Origin of the sequence: Nonomuraea sp. GTA35, assembly GCF_041950525.1 — a bacterium.
In the GTDB taxonomy this organism is placed as follows: Bacteria; Actinomycetota; Actinomycetes; order Streptosporangiales; family Streptosporangiaceae; genus Nonomuraea.
The window spans coordinates 106,688-125,586 of record NZ_JBGNUV010000010.1 but is presented as its reverse complement, the minus strand read 5'-3'; the positions used below and the strand labels follow the sequence as shown (position 1 = coordinate 125,586).

The following is an 18,899-nucleotide window of genomic DNA, read 5'->3' as shown; positions in this document are numbered from 1 at the left end:
GCTACCTGCCTGCTTCGACGGTGCGCCGCTCGACGTTGAGCAGGTGCTGCTTGGCGGCCGGACCGCCCGCGTAGTCGCCGAGGGCGCCGTCCTCGCGCACCACCCGGTGGCAGGGCACGATCACGCAGACGGGGTTGGAGGCCAGCGCGTTGCCGATCGCCCGCAGCGCGCGCGGCCGGCCGAGGCTCTCGCCGATCCGCTCCAGCGTCGTGGTGGTGCCGTAGGGCACGGCCGTGGTCTTCTGCAGCACCGAGCGCGCGAACGGCGTGGCCAGCGCCAGGTCCACCGGCGTGGTGAACGTGCGCAGCCGCCCGGAGAAGTACGCGTCGAGCTCCCTGCGCACCGGGTCGAGCCGCCTGGCCTCGGGCCCGATGAAGCTGCCCACATGCCTGGTGACCAGCTCGTACACGTCGTTCTCCGCCTCGAAGCTGCACGCCGCGATGCCCTTGCCCGTCACCGCCAGCACCAGCCTGCCCACGGCGCCGTCGTAGGTGCCGAAGGCGATGTCGGGCGGTGTCTCACCCCGATAGGTGCTGGAGGTCACCCGCAACAGGGCATCGAGATCGTTGCTCGACATGCCTCGCACCCTCCCACCGCCGGGAATCACCGTGACCGCAGCGTATCGGACGGATCTCCCGACGCACCCACCGCACCGCGTGCACTATGGAGTAGTGGGGGACGAATGGGCCGGTAGTGACGATGAGATCGCTCGCGCGGCGCTCGCCAGCTCGCCCAACGCCGTCGTGGCGCTCGACCGGGACCAGAGCGTGCTGGTGTGGAACGCCGCGGCGGAGCGGGTGTTCGGCTGGAGCGCGGACGAGGTGATCGGGCGCAGGGCGCCCATCGTGCCGGACGAGCTGACCACCGAGCACACCGCCGCGCTGGAGCGGGTACGCACCGGCGAGCCCGTGTCGCTGCGCACCAGGCGCCTGCACAGCAATGGCACCCTGCTCGACCTGCGGGTGGACATCAGCGCGTTGCGCCTGGGCAGCGCCGTGGGCGGCTACGTGTGCGTCTACCACCCGGCGCTGGCCGACCACGTGGCCAGGGAACGCGGGGCGCGCCGCGCCAGGCTCGTGCGCCGCCTCACCGACGTGGTCGGCGACATCAACTCCGAGCTGGAGCTGTCGGCCGTGCTGGACCGGATCTCGGCCAGCCTCACCGAGCTCACCGGCGCGGACGCGGGCGGGTTCGTGCTCATCGAGGGCGAACGGCTGCGCCTGGTCAGCACGTACCAGTTGCCGGCCTCGATCAGGGGCACCACCACCGAGCTGCGGACGAGCCTGGTGGACAAACTTTTACGCACGGGCAAGACCGTGCTGCTGGAGTCCCACGGGCTGGACGGCCTGGTGTGGGCCCGGCTGAGCGGGCTGCACACGATCGCGCTGGGGCTGGCGGCCGTGGGCGGGCGGCCGTACGGCGCGCTCTACGCGCTGTTCGCCAACAGCACGCCCGGGCATGTCGAGCTGGAGCTGCTGGAGCTGCTGGCCGGGCACGCGGGCATCGCGGTCGGCAACGCGGTGGCCTACCAGGAGGCGGTGCGGCAGCGGGCGCACGAGCGGGCGGTGTTCGACGCCAGCGCCGACGGCATCGCCGTGCTCGACCAGGCCGGCCGGGTCGTGCGCTGGAACCCGGCCGCGGCGGAGCTGACCGCGCTGCCCGGCGAGTCCGTCATCGGCGGGCCGCCGCCGTTCCCGGTGCCGGGGGCCGGGGAGAAGGGCACCTTCCAGCTCGACAACGGGCGGTGGCTGGACGTGGTCAGCGCGCAGATCGAGGAGACCGGCGAGTTCGTGGTGGACTTCCGCGACGTGACCGCGGCCAAGGAGCTGGAGGAGGCCAAGGACCTGTTCCTGGCCACGACCAGCCACGAGCTGCGCACGCCGATCACGATCGTGCGGGGGTTCGCCAGCACGCTCGACTCGCGCTGGGACAAGATGAACGATCCCGAGCGCCGCTCGGCCGTGCACACCATCGCCGAGCGGGCCAGGTCGCTGGGCGAGCTGATGGATCATCTGCTGCTGGGCGCCAGGGCGGGGGCCGACGAGCTGAAGGTGCGGATCGAGGAGTTCGACCTGGCCGAGCGGATCGACGGGGCCACCCTGGGGCTGCCCGCGCTGTCGGACAAGCACCGGGTGGAGGTGGACCTGGCCGAGGGGTTGCCGTACGTGCTGGGCGACGCCCTGGCCACCGACATCATCCTCGGCCAGCTCCTGGAGAACGCGTTCAAGTACTCGCCCAGGGGCGGGCTGATCAGCGTCGGGGCCTGGCCCGAGGAGGACAACGTGGTCGTGGTGGTCGACGATGAGGGGATCGGTATCGCCCCGCCTGACCGGGAGCGGATCTTTGAGCGCTTCGTCCAGGTGGACAGCGGCGACCGGAGACGGTTTGGTGGAGTAGGGCTCGGTCTCTACATCGTCCGCAGCCTCGCCAGGGCACAGGGGGGAGATGTCAGCGCGCATCCAAGGCCGGAAGGAGGCACCAGAATGCGCCTCGTACTCAGGTGTGCTGTCCCTATCCGATCCGACACACCGATGCGGTAACGAGGTGGTCACGGTTGAGCTGATCTATCGTCCAATGTGTACAAGCTGTGATCGAGATGCGGTTTCTGGGATCGAGTAACGGGGCATTTCGGTCGTACCGGGGAGTGTTCCCGCGGGGGGCACAGGTAACGGGGAGGTGGGTGTGTCAAGCGTGGTGCTGCTGCCGTACGCGCCGTCCAGCGTTGCCGTCGCCCGCCAGCGTCTGAGCACTGACCTGCAGGACTGTGGGGTCTTTGCCGCCGCGATCGACGATGCAGTGCTGGTGGTGAGCGAGTTGCTGAGCAACGCGCTGCGGCACGCGCATCCGCTGCCGTCGGGCATGGTCAGGGTGGCCTGGCTACGCAGCGACGATCACATCGAAGTGGCGGTGAGCGACGGGGGAGCGGCCACAGAGCCGCGGGCGGGCCGCCCGACCCTGTCCTCGCTCGGGGGCCGGGGGTTGGGCATCGTGGAGTACGTGGCGGAGAGCTGGGGGGTCAGGCACGACGGTGACACGACGACCGTCTGGGCCATCCTGCCCGCTCCGAGCCAGTCGATGAACGGGCAGGTGGCGGCCCTGAGAGAGGTCAGCTAGGCAGGCTGGAGCCACCTGTTGAGCGCTGCTCGCTCGGTGACCGCCCACACCGTCGAGACGAGCAGGTAGAGCCCCGCGGCCAGCGGCAGGAAGAGCGCCGCCAGCACCGAGCCGTACGGCAGCAGCCGCATGATCTTCTTCATCAGCTCCGGCTGCTCCTCCGCGATCTTCATTTGCCTGGCGGAAAGCCAGGCCGCCGCTGCGACCAGCGCGATGACCAAGACAAAGACCAAAACTGGCCCGCTGACCAGACCGTAATTAGCCACCACCCCGGCGACCTGCTGCCCCAGCGGTGCCCCGAAGAGCTGATGGCCCACGAGCGCGGTCGGGTGCGTGGCGACGCTGTACATCAGCCACATGAACGGCAACTGCGCCAGCATCGGCAGGAACCCGGCGAACGGCGAGGTGCCTTCCTTGGCGTAGAGCGCCTTCAACTCCCTCGACAGCCGCTCGGGGTTTCGCCCGTGGCGTTTGTGCAGCTCACGCAGCTTCGGGGCGAGCTTCTCGCGGATCTTCATCGTACGGGCCTGGCGGACGTTGAGCGGCAGCAGCAGGAGCCGTACGGCCAGCGTGAACAGCACGATCCCGAGCGCGGCGCTGCCGCCGGACATGCTGATGACGAACGTGACAAGAGAATCGATCATGAGCCCTGTTCCTCGAAGGGGAATGTCCGGGCTCGCTCGTTGTCGAGAGAGCCCCGCTTGACGTGACGTGACGTGGAAGCGGGGCACGCCTAAGGCGCTCGTGGACGCGACCGGCCGGCCGCGTCGGGGTCACGCTGCCGCTGGAAGGCCGTGCGGCGCGCGTAGGACAGCGGGAAGCTCGGCGGCTCTCCGCTGAGGGCGGGCAGCAGCGTGGCCGCCCATGTGGCCAGCAGCAGGATCGCCACCATGGTGATCCCGACCAGCCACGGATCGAACAGAAGCTGCATCGAGCGTCAGTGGGAACGCGACGACTTGCCCACCACGGCGACCGCCACGAAGACGAGGACCGCGATGACGCCGATGATCAGAGCGAGCTTGATCAGGCCTGCCAGCATCGGCAGCAGGAAATTGAACAGCACGAAGAGACCCAGCAAGGTCCCTATGACGAGCATCACGACTCTACCCATGGGGCCACCGTACGTCCTCGGGACATGATCCGCGAGCCTTACGAAGCGATGACGCGCACATCACTTCCCGGCGGCCTGGCCGTACCGTGAAGAGGTGAACACACGCATCCTGGTGGTGGACGACGATCCGACCGTGTCCGAGGTCGTGGCGCGCTATCTGGAGCGTGACGGGCACGAGGTCGAGTGCGTCGGCGACGGTGCCGAGGCGCTGCGCAGGGCGCTGGCCCGGCCGCCCGACCTCATGGTGCTCGACCTGATGCTGCCCAAGCTCGACGGGCTCCAGGTGTGCAGGAAGCTCAGGGAGCGCTGGCCGGTCCCGGTGATCATGCTGACCGCCCTCGGCGAGGAGATCGACCGCGTGGTCGGGCTCGAGACCGGGGCCGACGACTACGTGACCAAGCCGTTCAGCCCGCGCGAGCTGGCGCTGCGCGTGCAGTCGGTGCTGCGGCGGGCGCGCGGGGCCTCGGTCACCGGGGGCACCGGGGTGCTGCGCGACGGGGACCTGGTGGTGGACGTGGGGGCCCACGAGGTGCGGCTGCGGGGCGAGGAGGTGCTGCTGACGGCCCGCGAGTTCGACCTGCTGGCCCACCTCATGCGCAACCCGCGGCAGGCGTTCAGCCGGTCGGCGCTGCTCAACCAGGTGTGGGGGTGGTCGTTCGGCGACTCCTCGACCGTGACCGTGCACGTGCGGCGGCTGCGGGAGAAGATCGAGCCCGATCCGACCGATCCGCGAAGGATCGTCACGGTGTGGGGGGTCGGCTACCGGTACGAGCCCCTGGACGACGCCTGATGCCCCGGCCGGGCGACCTGCCCATGATCGTGGCCGTCACGGCCGGGCTGGGGCTGCTCGTCGCGCTGTCGGGCATCTGGCTGATGTGGCGGCTGCGTACCAGGTCGATCGGGGTGATGCTGGCCGTGGTCGTGGTGGTCGCCGTGACCGCCACGCTGGCCGGCGTCGTGGCGATCATCAACAAGATGATCATCGAGGGGGCGACCAAGGACTTCGTGCTGAGCGTGGTGGCCGTCGGCGGGCTGGTGGGGCTGGGCGTGGCGTTCGTGCTGGCCAGGCGGGTGGTCGGGGAGAGCAGGCGGCTGGTGGAGGCGGTGCGGGTCGCGCCGTTCACAGCCCCTCAGGGGTTGCCCGCCGAGCTGCAGACGATCGCGAACACCCTGGAGGAGGCGTACGCGCGGGAGCGGGCCCTGGAGGGCGCCAGGCGCGAGCTGGTCGCATGGGTGAGCCACGACCTGCGTACGCCGCTGGCCGGGATGCGGGCCATGGCGGAGGCGCTGGAGGACGGCGTGGTGTCCGACCCGGAGACGGTCGCGCGCTACCACGGGCAGATCAAGCTGGAGGTCGAGCGGCTGTCCGCCATGGTGGACGACCTGTTCGAGCTGTCGCGGATCCATGCCGGGGCGCTGCGGCTGTCGCGGGCCAGGATCGGGCTCGCGGACCTGGTCGCCGACACGCTGGCCGGCGCGGAGCCGCTGGCCAGGGCCAAGGGCGTGGTGCTCACGGCCGAGGCGTCGGCCGCCGTGCCCGTGGAGGCCGACGCCGGAGCCCTCGGCCGGGCCCTGGGGAACCTGGTGGTCAACGCCATCAGGCACACGCCGTCCGATCAGAGCGTGGTGCTGCGGGCCGAGGTGGACTCCTCGGGGATGGCCTGTCTGTCGGTCACGGACTGTTGCGGGGGGATACCCGAGGAGGACCTGCCGCGGGTGTTCGAGGTGGCCTTCCGGGGGGAGGCGGCTCGTACCCCTACCGCTGACGGAGGGGCCGGGCTCGGGCTGGCCATCGCGCAAGGGATCGTCGAGGCGCACGACGGGGTGATCGAGGTGGTCAACGACGGGCCGGGGTGCCGGTTCGAGATCCGGCTGCCCCTGGTCGGCGGCTGACTTCCGCACACCTCCGCTCAGGCGCTCTCCGGCAGGTCCCGAGGCTCGCCGAACGACTCGGCCATCGCCCGGAACGTCGGGCACGGCCAGCGCCACATGCAGCTCCGGCACCGCAGAATCGGGTGGGCGGTGTCACTCGTGATGCCCCCCGCGTCGCGCGGCTGATGGAGATCGAGCAACCTGAGCCCCAGCTCCGAGAACCTGAGCAACTCGGTGCGTGCCCCGGCGAGGAACTCCAGGTCCTCGATCGCGAGCCTGGTGCGGATGGGGACGTAGCCTTCGTGGTTCACCAGGCCGCGCAGGCGCCCCGCTTGGTCATGCCATGACGTCGCCTTCTCTGTGCTGATTTGGATGGTCTCCAGGCGTTCTCGCAGCCCCTGGCGCTGAGCGTCTTCGGGTTTCTCGGCTTTCATCGATGCGGGGCCCGTCGGTCGTGCCCCGGCCCCTCCTTCTCCACGAAGCGGTGGCGGTTCCCGTGTCACGCTGTCAAGCTTCGCGTACTCTCCGTTTTCATGGAGCCCAAACGGAGGACAAAAACCTGTGGTTCCCCTATCGGCGTGACAACGTGACCGGAAGCGCTCGCGCCGCTAGCCTGCCCATGTGGAGCTCAAGGTCTCGACTCGATCACATGCCGGGTGCGCACTCGTTGCCATAACCGGAGAAATCGACCTCTATACGGCGCCCCACCTGCAGTCCGAGTTCACTCGGCTGCTGCAGGACGGGCCTAGCCGGGTGGTCATCGACATGTCCGCCGTGGATTTCTGCGACTCCACGGGGATGAACGTGCTGCTCTCGGCGCTCAAGCGGATGAAAGAGCAGGGAGGGGCGCTGGAGGTGGCCGCACCGCGTCCCGCCGTACGCAAGATCCTGCAGGTCACGGGGCTCGACTCGGTGTTCACCGTGCATGATGAGGTGCCGCAGGAGTTCCTCATCGCAGAGGGCTCATGACGGGTTCGTACGTCGCCGCGGAGGCGATGACGGGTGAGGGGGACACGACGAGCGATCTGCGCGGATGCGACGACCGGGTGAAGGATGACCGGGTGAAGGTGGACGACGCGACGAGCGACCTGCGCGGAGGCGATGACCGGTGAGTGCGGACGCCACGGGCGACATCCGTGGAGGCGATGACCGGTGAGCGGCGACACGGCGGTCATCATTCCCGCCGTCAACGAGGCCGATCGCATCTCGGCCACCGTCAAGGCCGCAGCGGCCCTGCCCGGCGTCGACCTCGTCGTGGTCGTGGACGACGGCTCGACCGACCAGACCGGCAGGGTGGCCCGCGCGGCCGGGGCCCGGGTGGTGCGTCACAGCCGCAACCGCGGCAAGGCCGCCGCCATGGAGACGGGCGCCGAGGCCGTACGCCTCCTCGACGAGGACGCCACCCCGCGCCACCTCCTCTTCCTCGACGCCGACCTCGGCGCGACGGCCCAGGCCGCGGCGCCCCTCATCACGCCCGTACGCGAGGGCGAGGCGGACATGACGATCGCCGTGTTCACCACGAGGGTGAGGCTCGGGGGGCACGGATTAGTCGTACGGCTGGCCAAGGAGGGCATCCGCCGAGCCACCGGCTTCGACCCCGCCCAGCCGCTCAACGGGCAACGTTGCCTCAGCCGAGCCGCGTTCGAGGCGGCGCGGCCGCTGGCGCACGGGTTCGGCGTGGAGACGGCGCTGACCATCGACCTGCTGCGCAAGGGGTACCGCGTCGTCGAGGTCGAGGTGGACATGGCCCATCGGGCCACGGGCACCGACTGGCGGGCGCAGCTGCACCGGGCCCGGCAGTTGCGCGACGTGGCTCGGGCGCTGGCGGTGCGGGAGCCTGTGGTCGTGCAGAACCTCGACAAGCTCCGGCATCGACGCTGACGCCCTTGCCCCTACAATTTCGGCATGCCCGACATTGACGAGCAGGGTCGTCCGGAACCTCCCCTCGACGGCGACGAGACCGCCACCCTCGTGGGTTACCTGGAGTTCCACCGGGCCACCTTCGCCTGGAAATGCGCCGGGCTGGACGCGGGCGGGCTCAAGGCCACCGTGGGGGCGTCGTCGATGACGCTGGGCGGGATGCTCAAGCACCTCGCGTACGTGGAGAACCACTGGTTCTCCCGCCACCTGCACGACCGCGAGGGCCAGTCCCTGTGGACGACGGTCGACTGGAAGAGCGACCCCGACTGGGAGTGGCACTCGGCCGCCGGGGACACTCCCGAGGAGCTGCGCGACCTCTGGCAGGACGCCGTGTCCCGCTCCCGCCTCCTGCTCGACGAGGCGCTGGCCGACGGCGGCCTGGACCGCCTGTCGCGGCGCGCCTGGGCCGACGGGCGGCGGGTCAGCGTGCGGTGGATCCTGGTGCACATGATCGAGGAGTACGCGCGGCACAACGGTCACGCCGACCTCATCCGCGAGTCGGTGGACGGGCTGACCGGCGAGTGACGCGTCCCCCGGAGCTGGTTGTCCACAGGTGACTGCGCTTCGTCGGAACGCGTCTCGCGAGTGTGCTGGAATTTCCCGGTGACTTCGCAGACGCATCGCGATGAGGCGCGGGGCCGGCCGGCAGGGGCCGCCACGGCGGCGATCTGCGTCTCGATCCTGCTGACGATCACCATCGGCCTCCTGGGGCCGTCGCCGATGGTCCCCGCGTTGGGCGGCCCGGCCTGGCTTCCGCCCTTCTCCTTGGACGTCGAGCCCGAGCCGCACCTGGTGATCGCCCTGGCGGCGGCAGCCATCGTCCTCGGCGGCTTCGGCCTGCTGGCCGCCCTCCTCACCCTCTCCCCCGAGGCTCGGCGGCGGCTGCCCCAGCCACCCCGGCGGCTGCCCGACCCGCGACGGCTCGTCCTCGCCGGCTGCCTCGCCGCCGGCATCCTGGCGTTCCTGCCTCCCTCGGGCTCCGGCGACCACCTCAACTACGCCGCATACGGCCGGATGGTGACACTGGGCCTCAGCCCCTACACCCATGGCGCCATCGACCTCCCGGGCGACCCGATCGCGGAGGCGGTGGAGGAGCCCTGGCGCGAGGAGCCGAGTGTCTACGGCCCGGTGGCCACGGCCGTGCAGGCGCTGGCGAGCTGGATCGGCGGCGACTCGCTCAAGCTGACGATGTTCGTCCTGGCCCTCGTCAACGCCGCCGCGTTCATCGCGACTGCCCTGCTGATCGACCGCTTCACCAGGGACGACCCCGCCAGGCGCCTCCGGGCGGCCCTGCTCTGGACGGCCAACCCCCTCCTGCTCTACCAGCTCGTCGCGGGCATGCACGTCGACACCCTCGCCATCGCCTGCATGGTGGCCGCGCTCCTGGCCAGGAGCCGCCCCGTCGGCGCGGGTGCCCTGCTGGGGCTGGGGGTGGCGGTCAAGGTCAACGCCGGCCTGGTGGCTCTCGGGCCGGCCTGGGAGCTGCGGAGACGCCCCGCCCGCCTGGCCCTGATGGCGGGGTGCGCGGTCGTGGTGGTGGTCGTCGGATACGCGATCGTCGGTCCCGAGGCGATCGCGCCGATGACCCGGACGAGCAAGTCGATCTCGCACGCGTCCCCCTGGAAGCTGGTCCAGGGCTGGCTCCAGTCGATCGTGGGCACCGGAAGCGCGTACCGGGGGGAGATCCAGGTCGGCTCCCTCCTGCTGCTGGCGCTCATCGCCTGGGTGCTGCTTCGCCTGGCCGCACGCAGGGGGCTGCTGGGCGGGGGACTGCCGGGCGGAGGGCCGTCGGGCGGAGGGCATGGTGGCGGGCTGGAGGCGCCCGTCGTGGCGGTGGGGCTGGTGGTGGCCTACCTGTTCGCCACGCCGTACATCCTGCCCTGGTACGACGGGCTGGCGTTCGCGCTGCTGGCCCTGGTCGCGGCCTCCGCGCTGGACACGTTCGTGGTCGTGCACCTGCTGGTCCTGTCGCTGGCGTACCTGCCTGCCAGGGTGGAGGGTGTGCCGGCCGACCTCGGATGGCTCGGCAAGGTGGTCAGGCCTCAGCTCGCCTGGGTGCTGCTCGCTCTGACCGCCGCGCTGGTGGTGTGGGCGTGGCGAGCTGCAGGGCACGCACGCAGGCCGCGAGAGTCAGCGGCACGGCCACCGTCAGGGCCATAGCGGGGATGGCGATGCCGGAGTCGTTCATCAGGAAGCCGACGAAGGCGCACGTGAGAGCGCCGAACAGGCCCGCTCTGAACGCCGGGGCCTGCTGGTAGGCCAGGCCCAGGGCGGCGGCGCCCCAGCGCGAGGGGCGGGCCAGCACCAGGAACAGGAAGGCCAGCGCGACCAGCGAGAGGAGGGTCAGCGACCAGTTCCCCACGGTCACACCGATCATGGCGCCGAACTTGCGGGCGATGACGGTCCACGCCTGACCGTCGATGATCTGCTGCACGAAGTTGCCCAGGTGGGTCCGCTGGGTCTCCGGCCGCAACCAGTCGACGACCGACAGAGCGCCCACGATCGCGGCCCCCGCCAGGCCCACCAGCACGAGTCTCAGCAGCGACACCCGCTTGCCCGACAGCAACATCAGGAAGACGGCCAGACCGATCACGAACGCCGGAACACCGCCGAAGTCCGCTCCCCAGGAGGGCCACCCGTCCGCGAAGACCGCGAATCCCCCGTACAGCGCGCACAACGTGACGACCACGACCCTGGACACACCCCTGCCGAGCAGCCACTGAGCGATCCCGGCGAGCCCGAGGACGGTGCCCGTGGCGTAGATGGCGAAGGCGATGTTGCTGAAGCCGTAGAAACGTCCTCCGGTCACGGGCTCGTAGCCGGTCACGGCGTTCACCTGGAGCTTCGAGCCGGTCATGACGTCGATGAGGAGGGCGAGCGAGGTGATGGCGGCGACGGTGGTGAGGGGGCCCAGCACATGGGCCCGCCAGGGGCCGGCGAAGGCGACGGCGGTGATGAGACCGGCGATGGCGAGGATCGTCAGGATCACCGACAGCATCGGCACCGGCAGGGTCCACCAGGGCACGAGCTGGGCCAGGAACGTGGACACGGCGATGGCGCCGCTGATCACCGCGACGATTTGGACGGATCTCAGCAGTTTGGAGGTGCTCGCATGCTCCTCGCCGGCGTCCTGCGTGGCGGCAGCGCCCTGCGTGCCGCTCGCGTCATGGGTGACGAAGGCGTCGTGGGTGCCGTAGGCGCCGTGGGTGTCATCCGTGCCGTGGGTGCCATCGGTGGCAGGGGCGGCGGGTGTGTTCTGGACGCCGCCGGTGTCTTGCGTGCCGATCGGGTGTTGCTCCGGGCCTGCATGTTCCGCTGCCAGGCCGTTCGGGGGCGATGGGCGGGAGGCCGCGCGGGGTGTGCGGCGGCGGCGCAGGGCGAGGGCGGCGAAGGCGTAGAAGAGGAGCTGGACCGTGACCAGGACGGCGAAGAACGGGCCGCGCACCTCGCGCAGCACCTGGCTGGCGAGGTCCCCGTCGGCCAGCTCCGTCACCGTCTCGGACGGCGTGGCGGGGGCGGGGCCGCCGGACTGCCAGGGGCGGCCGACCACCTCGCGGGCGGCGGGGAGGCCCAGGAGCTGGATGGTGGTGGCGGTGAGGTCGGTGATCGAGACCAGGGCGTCCTGGCGGGTGGAGGTCGCGGTGAGGTGGCCGTGGGGGTACGGGCGGCCGTCCGGGGAGGGGCCGGTGGCGATGGCGACGTGGAGGTGGGCGTTCGGGGTGACGTCCGAGATGCCCGCCAGCAGGACGGTGGTGCCGGCGGGGAGCCGGGTGGTCAGGGTGCCGATCTGCTGGTCCGCCCGCGTCACCGCCGCCTGGCGGGCGGCCGTGGAGAGGGGGGTGGGGACGCCGTACTCGTCGCGGGACTGCTCGGCCCAGGCGTTCGCGAGGTCGGCGGCGTCGAGGACGATCAGGTGGTAGGGGGTGAGATCACCCAGGGCGTCGAGGGTGGGGGCGTATGTGGCGATATTTCCGGACTTGTCGGCTGCGGCCAGTGCGGCGCCCGGGCCGATCGCGGCGACCTTGCCGCCGCCGTCCGCGACGAGCTGGCCCAGCGTGCCGAGCCGGGCGTCGTAGCCGGTTTCCGACTGGTACGCCGCCATGGCCCGCCAGTTCGGGACCGTGGCGCCCTGGCCGTTCTGCTGGGGAGCGGGAGGTGGCGGGCACCCCTTGCCCTCCGTGCCGGCCCGTTGGCCTGCCGAGACGGTCAGCCAGCCGGCTGTGGGGCAGGTGATGCCGCGGTCCGGGGGCGGGACGGCTCGGGTGGAGAAGGAGGCTGAGGCTCCTTCGGCGACCAGGCGCCACAGGTTGGGGGTTCTGGTCTCGTCGAGGTCGCTCCACTGCAGGCCGGGAACGCCGATGAGGGCCACGCGCCGCTGGGGGGCGACAGACGCCGGCCCTGTGCGGGGGGCGGCCCCTGTCTTGCCACTGCCCGCCGCCGTGCCACTGCCCGCTGCCGTGTCGGTGGCCGTCTCCGTGCTGCTGCCCGCTGCGGTGCTGCTGCCCGCTGCCACGCCGTTGTTCGCTGCCGCGCTGCTGTCCGCTGCCGTGCTGGTGGCCGTTTCCGTGCCGGTGCTGGCGTCCAGACCCGCGCCTGAGGCCGCGTGAGAGGTGGCGGTGGCGAGGCCTGCGCCTGCGTGAGAGCTGGCGGTGCGCGGTTCGGTGGCGCTCAGGGCGGGGGCGGTGGTGAGGGGGGTGAGGGACAGGGTGAGGAGGGCGATGGTGAGGGGACGGGTGACCCGGTGGCCGAGGCGTGGGCGCGCCCCGTACCGGCCCTGAGGCGGGTACGGCGTGGCGTTCGGCATGTACGGACCCCCAGTAGTCTGCCCCTCGATCAACAACAGCCACGGTAACGTGCCACACCGTGACAAGTGGCGAGGTGCGGGTGATCCGGCGGCAGTGGTGGGCGTGGGCGATCGTGGTGCTCGTCGTCGCGGCGGCCGTGGCGCCGCTGGTGCACACGTGGCTGACGAACCCCGACGACCAGCGGCTGGTTGACCTGGACGTTTACCGTACCGGCGGGCAGATGCTGCTCGACGGCCGGCCGGTGTACGACTACGTCACGCCCGCGCCGCAGCTGCTGCCGTTCACGTACCCGCCCATCGCCGCGATGCTGGCCGTGCTGCTGGCCGGGATGTCGTGGGAGACGGCGCAGTGGGTGTGGACGGCCGGGATCTTCGTGGCGCTGGCGGTGACGGTGGGGTTCTCCTTCCGCCAGGTCCTGGAGCGGCAGGAGCTGCGCAAGTACGCGCCCTGGCTGTTCGCCCTGCTCATGGTGGCGTGCACGTACCTGATGCCGATCAGGGACCAGGTCCGGTTCGGGCAGGTGGACATCCTGCTGGTGGCCCTCTGCCTGGCCGACTGCGTGGCGAAGCGGCCGTGGTGGCCCAGGGGGTTCCTGATCGGGCTGGCGACGGCGGTCAAGCTGACTCCGGGCGTCTTCCTGATCTACCTGCTGGTCACCCGGCAGTGGCGGACGTTCTTCATGGCGTCGTTCGCGGCGGCGGTGCTCACGTTGCTGCCGTTCGCGGTGATCCCGCAGGACGCGGTGGACTTCTGGTTCTCGGCGCTGCTCGACCCCGAACGGCTCGGTGCGAACGCGGCCACCACCAACCAGTCGATCCGGGGCATGCTGATCCGGTTGTACCTGCCGCAGGAGTGGCTGACCTCGCTCATCTGGCTGGCGATCGTGGCCGTGGTCGGCTGGCACGGGTTCAGGGGGGCACGGGAGACGTACCAGGCGGGAGATTCGCTCACCGCGGTCGCGCTGGTCGGGTTGATGGCGGTGCTGCTGTCGCCGGTCGCCTGGATCCACCACCTGGCCTGGGTGGTCGTGGTGATCGCGGCCATCGTGGGCGACGGGCGTGACCCGGTCAGGCTGCGGGTGGCGGCGGGGGTGTGGCTGTACTACGTGGTGCCGGTCCCGTGGTGGGGCGTTTCGCTGATAGCCGCCCAGATCCCCGTGGTCAGTCTGGTGCTCGGGAAGATCGTCCAGAACGGGTTCGGGCTGGGCGCGGTGGCTCTGGTGTGGTTGCTGGTGTCCTGGCTCCCGAAACGGCGACAGATCGCTTGACTCAGCCGTTACCCTCTGTGCCGTGCTCGTTACCACATGGGTGATCGTGGGTGTCGTCGCCGGGGTCAGTGGCGTGATGATCGGTTACCTTGCGCTGCGCCAGGCCAGGGCCACGGTGGAGGACTGCCGGCGCCTGCTCTCCCGGCAGATCAGCGAGGGGCGGGGGGATCTCAAGGCCATCAGGGACGTCGCCGTGTGCCAGTACGACGCGCTTTCGGAGATGACCGGGAGGAGGTCGTTCTCGGTGGCGATGATCAACGGGCTGGGCGACGGGATCGTGCTGACCTCGATCAACGGGCGCAGCGAGACCCGGACGTACGTGCGGGCCGTGGTGGGCGGGAAGGGGCAGCAGCCGCTGTCGCCGGAGGAGGAAGAGGCGGTACGGGCCGCGAGGCTCGGGCACGGGCCGGTGGTCCCCTGCCGGGCCGCCGAGATTCTGTGAGCCGACCGGCCCGGACGAGGCCGCCGAGCCTGGAGCAGGCCGCCGGGTGAAACGGCCGCCGGCGCTGCCCACCTGCGGATAGCCTGTAAGCATGCCCAGACTCGCCTATCTCGGACCGGAAGGGACCTTCACCGAAGAGGCCCTGCGGCTCCTGGACCCCGCCGCCGAGCGGCTGCCCTGCGCGACCGTCAGCGCCGCGCTCAACGCCGCACGCTCCGGTGACGCCGACGGCGCGGTGGTGCCGCTGGAGAACTCCATCGAGGGCGCGATCACCACGACGCTCGACGAGTTCGCCTGGGGCGAGCCGTTGCTGATCAACGCCGAGCTGCTGCTGCCGGTGCAGTTCTCGCTGCTGGCCAGGCCGGACACCGAGATCCCGCACATCAAGCGGGTCTACACGCATCCGGCCGCCATCACCCAGTGCCGCGCCTACATCTCGCGCGAGCTGCCCGACGCCGTCGTGGTGGCCGCCCCTTCGACGGCCGCCGCCGCGCAGGAGGTGTCGCTGCCGGGCTCGCCGTACGACGCCGCCATCGCCGCGCGCATCGCCGGTGAGCACTACGGGCTGGTGGAGCTGGCCACCGACATCGGTGACAGGTCCGACACCGTGACCAGGTTCGTCAAGGTGAGCCGTCCGGGGCCGCTGCCCGAGGCGACCGGCTCCGACCGCACCACGCTGGTGGTCTTCCTGGCCGACGACCACCCGGGCGCGCTGCTGGAGATGCTGACCGAGTTCTCCGTGCGCGGGGTCAACCTGACGCGCATCGAGTCGCGGCCGACCGGCGACGGGATCGGGCGTTACTTCTTCCACTTCGACTTCGAGGGGCACGTCGCCGACGCCCGGGTGGGCGAGGCCATCGCCGGGCTGCACCGGATCTGCGGCGAGGTGCGCTTCCTCGGGAGCTATCCGCGGGCCGACGGCGTGGCGCCGCAGATCAAGCGCGGCACGTCCGACCCGGAGTTCGCCGAGGCGGGCGACTGGCTGGCGAGGATCCGGGCGGGACAGGTCTGAGCGTCGCCGCCGGGTGAGGTGAGCCGCCCGCGCGGCGCGCGGGGCCGGCGTACGGGGAAAGCAGGGGCGGGACGCCTCCCCGCGCCGGTAGCCTTTCCTTGTGATTGACCTGCGTACCCTTCGTGAGGACCCCGACCGGCTACGGGCGTCGCAGCGTGCCCGCGGTGAGGACGACTCGGTCGTCGACACGCTGCTCGACCTCGACGAGCGCCGCCGATCCGCGCTGACCTCGTTCGAGTCTCTGCGCGCGGAGCAGAAGAGCATGGGCAAGTCGGTCTCCAAGGCGCAGGGCGAGGAGAAGGCCGCGCTGCTCCAGCGGGCCAAGGACCTCGCGGGCCAGGTCAAGACCGCCGAGTCCGAGGCCGAGAAGCTGGGCGCCGAGCTGGACGAGCTGCTTCAGACGGTGCCCAACATCGTCGAGGAGGCGGCGCCGCCCGGCGGCGAGGACGACTACGTCGTGCTCGAGACGTACGGCGAGCCCCGCGAGTTCGACTTCGAGCCGAAGGACCACCTGGAGCTGGGCGAGGCGCTCGGCGCCATCGACATGGAGCGGGGCGCCAAGGTCTCGGGCTCGCGCTTCTTCTTCCTCAAGGGCGTCGGTGCGCGGCTGCAGCTCGGCCTGCTCAACATGGCCATGCAGCAGGCGATCGAGGCCGGGTTCACGCCGATGATCACGCCGGTGCTCGTCAAGCCGGAGACCATGCAGGGCACCGGCTTCCACGTGTCCCACGACAAGGAGATCTACCGGCTGCCTGAGGACGACCTCTACCTCGTCGGCACCTCCGAGGTGTCGCTGGCCGGCTACCACGCCCAGGAGATCCTCAACGCCGACGAGCTGCCGCTGCGCTACGCGGGCTGGTCGTCGTGCTTCCGCCGCGAGGCGGGCTCCTACGGCAAGGACACCAGGGGCATCATCCGGGTCCACCAGTTCGACAAGGTCGAGATGTTCTCGTACGTGCGGCCCGAGGACGCCCAGGAGGAGCACCAACGGCTGCTGGCCTGGGAGAAGGAGATGCTGGCCAAGATCGAGGTGCCGTACCGGATCATCGACACGGCGGCGGGCGACCTCGGCATGTCGGCGGCCCGCAAGTTCGACTGCGAGGCGTGGATCCCCACCCAGGGGCGTTACCGCGAGCTGACCTCGACGTCCAACTGCACCGAGTTCCAGGCCCGCAGGCTCGCCGTCCGCTTCCGCGACAAGGACGGCAAGCCCCAGCACCTGGCCACGCTCAACGGCACGCTCGCCACGACCCGCTGGATCGTGGCGATCCTGGAGAACCACCAGCAGGCCGACGGCTCCGTGGTGGTCCCCAAGGCGCTGCGCCCCTACGTGGGGCTCGACGTGCTGGAGCCGGCCAAGTAGAGCCTCACGGGCCGGCGTAGGGGTCCGGATCCGCGCGGCGGGCGTCGCTCCTGACGGCGGCGGCGCTCGCCAGCACGACCAGGCCGGTCAGCAGTACGGCGAACGCGAACGCGACCGCGTACGAGTCCGGCGTGCCCTCAGCCCAGCCCACGAACGGCAGGTAGACGGCCAGGTAGACGAGCGGCGAGGCCAGCACCCCGATGGCGGCGGGCACGGGCCGGGCCCGGCCCGTGAATCCCAGGACGAGGGAGCCCACGACGCCCGCCAGGATCATGAGCAGGCCCAGGGTGGAGAAGGGCATCCCCGGGGCGTAGAACGAGTCCGGCAGGATGCTGTCGCCACTCACCAGGAGCAGCAGGCCGAGGCAGGCGGTGAGCGCGGAGCCGGTGTAGGCGACGGCGTACTGGCGCAGCCCGGCCCCCGCCCCGGCGAACAGCATGCAGGCGGCGAGGAAGATCGCCACGTTCCGCTCGGGACCGGTGTCCACCTCGGCCGAGGTGGTGCCGGGCCAGCCCAGGCGCCGCCACGTGCCGGACGCCTCCCGGACGGTGATGCCCGCCATGCCGTTCGCCACGACGACGACGTGCCCGCCCGCCTGCGCCTGCACGGCCAGGGACGTGGCACGCACACCGGCGGAGTCGTACTGTCTGGTCAGCCGCTTCAGCTCGTCCGCTGAGGGCTCCCACGACGGGCGCCACGTGACGCCGGCGTCGTCCGACTGCTCCACCGCCGTGCGGCCTGGGCTCAATCGGTAGCAGCGGGTGGCCTGCTGCGGGACGCACTGGGCGCTCTGCGCCGGCCGCTGGGTGCTCTCGCCGGGCGTCTCCGTCCAGGTGCGGCCGCCGTCCTGCGACACCCAGTCCATCGGCGTGTCCGTGTGGACGGTGACGCGTCCTGCCCGGTCCACCTCCACGGCCTGGGCGGAGGGTGGCGGGGGCGCGGTGCTGGTGGCGGTGACGGCGATCAGGGCCAGCGGAACCGTGACGATGATCCGCCAGCGGGCTGAGGCGGGATGGTGGAGGGTGCGCCGGCGTACCCACCACGCCAGGGCGAGGGCCGGCAGCGCCAGCAGGTCCGTAGGATCGGCCAGGACGCGCGACGGGCCCGCGACGAGGGTCCAAGTCTGGGAAGCGAGCTCCGCGCCCGTCCCCGTGGTTTTGACGGCCGCGAAGAGGGCGCCGGTGAGCACCGTGGCCGCCAGGTCGGCCCGCCGCCAGAACAGCAACGCCAGCAGCGCGGGCGCCACGACGAGCCCGGCGACGTCGCTGAGCTTGCCCGTGACGAGGCCGGGCCAGGCCTGCTTGAGCAGGTGGTCGTTGACCAAAAGCACGAGAACCCCGGCAACGGTCACGGGGTGACACAACCACGCGTACCTCATACTCAGGTCGATGGCCTGAGGAGGCGGACGGTTCAAGGGGTGTGTGAGTCGAGTCACAGCCGTGACCGATCCGACACCGGCTTCGTGATCTTTCTCACGTTCGGGTCCGTCCGGGACCCTGGCTACGGGGCGGCCCGTCATGGCCGGTCCCGGACAAGCAAAAGACCGAGGCCCGCTGGGAGCGAACCCCGGTCTATCTCGCTGCTAACAGGTTAGAGGGCTCGGACCTGAGAGGCCTGCGGCCCCTTCTGGCCCTGCGTGATCTCGAACTCGACCCGCTGGCCGTCTTCAAGGCTGCGGTAGCCGTTGCCGACGATCTCGGAGAAGTGAACGAACACGTCCGGCGCACCGCCGTCCGGGGCGATGAAGCCGAAGCCCTTCTCGGCGTTGAACCACTTGACGGTTCCCTGAGCCATAAAAGCTCTCCCTCAGGATGTGAATCTATGGGACCCACACCTCGTGGGTCCCGGTGTGTCGTACAGCAAGCACCCGGGGTGGCTCAGACAAAGTCATGCTGGTTTTCACTACGGGATCAGCTAATACAACGCCATCACATCTAACACCATTCTGGAGCGTTGGTGTTCCCCTCCTCAGGAAGATTTCTGTCAGGCGGCA

The 18,899-nt window shown here is 70.8% G+C and carries 21 protein-coding genes and 1 pseudogene; 14 read left to right on the top strand and 8 right to left on the bottom strand.

Features of this window, described 5'->3' with window-relative positions:
- Position 1 precedes the first annotated feature (1 nt).
- Complete coding sequence (locus ACBJ32_RS37240; protein ID WP_375130729.1) at positions 2 to 577, bottom strand: methylated-DNA--[protein]-cysteine S-methyltransferase; 576 nt, start codon at positions 575 to 577, stop codon at positions 2 to 4.
- Between the two features lie 94 nt (positions 578 to 671).
- Between ACBJ32_RS37240 and ACBJ32_RS37235 the strand changes: the two genes are divergently transcribed.
- Together ACBJ32_RS37235 and ACBJ32_RS37230 are read left to right on the top strand one after the other, a co-directional pair.
- The gene (locus ACBJ32_RS37235; protein WP_357874547.1) at positions 672 to 2,540 is read left to right on the top strand and encodes a PAS domain-containing sensor histidine kinase; all 1,869 of its coding nucleotides are present in this window, start codon (positions 672 to 674) and stop codon (positions 2,538 to 2,540) included.
- Positions 2,541 to 2,682: 142 nt separating this feature from the next.
- On the top strand, positions 2,683 to 3,114 hold the full coding sequence (locus ACBJ32_RS37230; RefSeq protein ID WP_357874550.1) for an ATP-binding protein: 432 nt from the start codon (positions 2,683 to 2,685) through the stop codon (positions 3,112 to 3,114).
- Here the strand turns inward: ACBJ32_RS37230 and ACBJ32_RS37225 are convergent.
- The 3 genes from ACBJ32_RS37225 to ACBJ32_RS37215 form a co-directional block, all read right to left on the bottom strand.
- Positions 3,111 to 3,758 carry a YidC/Oxa1 family membrane protein insertase gene (locus ACBJ32_RS37225; protein WP_375130728.1) on the bottom strand — a complete coding sequence of 216 codons (648 nt, stop codon included), beginning with the start codon at positions 3,756 to 3,758 and terminating at the stop codon, positions 3,111 to 3,113. The genes ACBJ32_RS37230 and ACBJ32_RS37225 overlap by 4 nt on opposite strands.
- A gap of 89 nt (positions 3,759 to 3,847) precedes the next feature.
- Entirely contained in the window at positions 3,848 to 4,045 is a 198-nt protein-coding gene (locus tag ACBJ32_RS37220; protein ID WP_253754533.1) for a DUF6412 domain-containing protein, read from the bottom strand.
- Positions 4,046 to 4,051: 6 nt separating this feature from the next.
- Positions 4,052 to 4,225 carry a hypothetical protein gene (locus ACBJ32_RS37215; RefSeq protein WP_155128785.1) on the bottom strand — a complete coding sequence of 58 codons (174 nt, stop codon included), beginning with the start codon at positions 4,223 to 4,225 and terminating at the stop codon, positions 4,052 to 4,054.
- A 94-nt stretch (positions 4,226 to 4,319) separates the two neighbouring features.
- Between ACBJ32_RS37215 and ACBJ32_RS37210 the strand changes: the two genes are divergently transcribed.
- Together ACBJ32_RS37210 and ACBJ32_RS37205 are read left to right on the top strand one after the other, a co-directional pair.
- Positions 4,320 to 5,015, top strand: coding sequence for a response regulator transcription factor (locus tag ACBJ32_RS37210; protein WP_357874556.1), 696 nt, complete (start codon positions 4,320 to 4,322; stop codon positions 5,013 to 5,015).
- Complete coding sequence (locus ACBJ32_RS37205) at positions 5,015 to 6,118, top strand: HAMP domain-containing sensor histidine kinase (protein ID WP_357874559.1); 1,104 nt, start codon at positions 5,015 to 5,017, stop codon at positions 6,116 to 6,118. Before ACBJ32_RS37210 ends, ACBJ32_RS37205 begins: the two co-directional genes overlap by 1 nt.
- A gap of 17 nt (positions 6,119 to 6,135) precedes the next feature.
- Here ACBJ32_RS37205 and ACBJ32_RS37200 read toward each other — a convergent pair whose 3' ends face one another.
- Positions 6,136 to 6,408: a hypothetical protein gene (locus ACBJ32_RS37200; RefSeq protein WP_240973466.1), complete on the bottom strand. Its 273-nt coding sequence runs from the start codon at positions 6,406 to 6,408 to the stop codon at positions 6,136 to 6,138.
- A gap of 310 nt (positions 6,409 to 6,718) precedes the next feature.
- Between ACBJ32_RS37200 and ACBJ32_RS37195 the strand changes: the two genes are divergently transcribed.
- The 5 genes and pseudogenes from ACBJ32_RS37195 to mptB form a co-directional block, all read left to right on the top strand.
- On the top strand, positions 6,719 to 7,066 hold the full coding sequence (locus ACBJ32_RS37195; protein ID WP_148443648.1) for an STAS domain-containing protein: 348 nt from the start codon (positions 6,719 to 6,721) through the stop codon (positions 7,064 to 7,066).
- A complete protein-coding gene (locus ACBJ32_RS37190) occupies positions 7,063 to 7,209 on the top strand; it encodes a hypothetical protein (RefSeq protein WP_375130727.1) in 147 nt (48 codons plus the stop codon). The genes ACBJ32_RS37195 and ACBJ32_RS37190 overlap by 4 nt, the downstream gene beginning before the upstream one ends.
- Positions 7,210 to 7,249: 40 nt before the next feature.
- The gene (locus tag ACBJ32_RS37185) at positions 7,250 to 7,978 is read left to right on the top strand and encodes a glycosyltransferase family 2 protein (protein ID WP_375130726.1); all 729 of its coding nucleotides are present in this window, start codon (positions 7,250 to 7,252) and stop codon (positions 7,976 to 7,978) included.
- Positions 7,979 to 8,002: 24 nt separating this feature from the next.
- Positions 8,003 to 8,542, top strand: a complete 540-nt coding sequence (locus ACBJ32_RS37180) for a DinB family protein (RefSeq protein WP_357874571.1) — start codon at positions 8,003 to 8,005, stop codon at positions 8,540 to 8,542.
- Between the two features lie 195 nt (positions 8,543 to 8,737).
- Positions 8,738 to 9,754 (top strand): annotated as a pseudogene (gene mptB, locus ACBJ32_RS37175) (polyprenol phosphomannose-dependent alpha 1,6 mannosyltransferase MptB); the annotation flags it as partial.
- 298 nt (positions 9,755 to 10,052) lie between these two features.
- Here mptB and ACBJ32_RS37170 read toward each other — a convergent pair.
- The gene (locus tag ACBJ32_RS37170; RefSeq protein ID WP_375130725.1) at positions 10,053 to 12,386 is read right to left on the bottom strand and encodes a hypothetical protein; all 2,334 of its coding nucleotides are present in this window, start codon (positions 12,384 to 12,386) and stop codon (positions 10,053 to 10,055) included.
- A gap of 70 nt (positions 12,387 to 12,456) precedes the next feature.
- Between ACBJ32_RS37170 and ACBJ32_RS37165 the strand changes: the two genes are divergently transcribed.
- From ACBJ32_RS37165 to serS, 5 genes are all read left to right on the top strand, one after another.
- On the top strand, positions 12,457 to 12,624 hold the full coding sequence (locus ACBJ32_RS37165) for a hypothetical protein (RefSeq protein ID WP_375130724.1): 168 nt from the start codon (positions 12,457 to 12,459) through the stop codon (positions 12,622 to 12,624).
- Between the two features lie 256 nt (positions 12,625 to 12,880).
- Positions 12,881 to 14,089 (top strand): glycosyltransferase 87 family protein, encoded by a 1,209-nt coding sequence (locus ACBJ32_RS37160; RefSeq protein WP_375130723.1) that lies wholly within the window; start codon positions 12,881 to 12,883, stop codon positions 14,087 to 14,089.
- Between the two features lie 22 nt (positions 14,090 to 14,111).
- Complete coding sequence (locus ACBJ32_RS37155; protein WP_375130722.1) at positions 14,112 to 14,531, top strand: DUF4446 family protein; 420 nt, start codon at positions 14,112 to 14,114, stop codon at positions 14,529 to 14,531.
- A gap of 91 nt (positions 14,532 to 14,622) precedes the next feature.
- Complete coding sequence (gene pheA / locus ACBJ32_RS37150) at positions 14,623 to 15,543, top strand: prephenate dehydratase (RefSeq protein WP_357874584.1); 921 nt, start codon at positions 14,623 to 14,625, stop codon at positions 15,541 to 15,543.
- A 100-nt stretch (positions 15,544 to 15,643) separates the two neighbouring features.
- Positions 15,644 to 16,906: a serine--tRNA ligase gene (gene serS, locus ACBJ32_RS37145; protein ID WP_375130721.1), complete on the top strand. Its 1,263-nt coding sequence runs from the start codon at positions 15,644 to 15,646 to the stop codon at positions 16,904 to 16,906.
- Positions 16,907 to 16,910: 4 nt separating this feature from the next.
- Here serS and ACBJ32_RS37140 read toward each other — a convergent pair whose 3' ends face one another.
- Positions 16,911 to 18,236, bottom strand: coding sequence for a hypothetical protein (locus ACBJ32_RS37140; RefSeq protein WP_375130720.1), 1,326 nt, complete (start codon positions 18,234 to 18,236; stop codon positions 16,911 to 16,913).
- Between the two features lie 260 nt (positions 18,237 to 18,496).
- Positions 18,497 to 18,700: a cold-shock protein gene (locus ACBJ32_RS37135; RefSeq protein WP_080043977.1), complete on the bottom strand. Its 204-nt coding sequence runs from the start codon at positions 18,698 to 18,700 to the stop codon at positions 18,497 to 18,499.
- Positions 18,701 to 18,899: the final 199 nt, after the last annotated feature.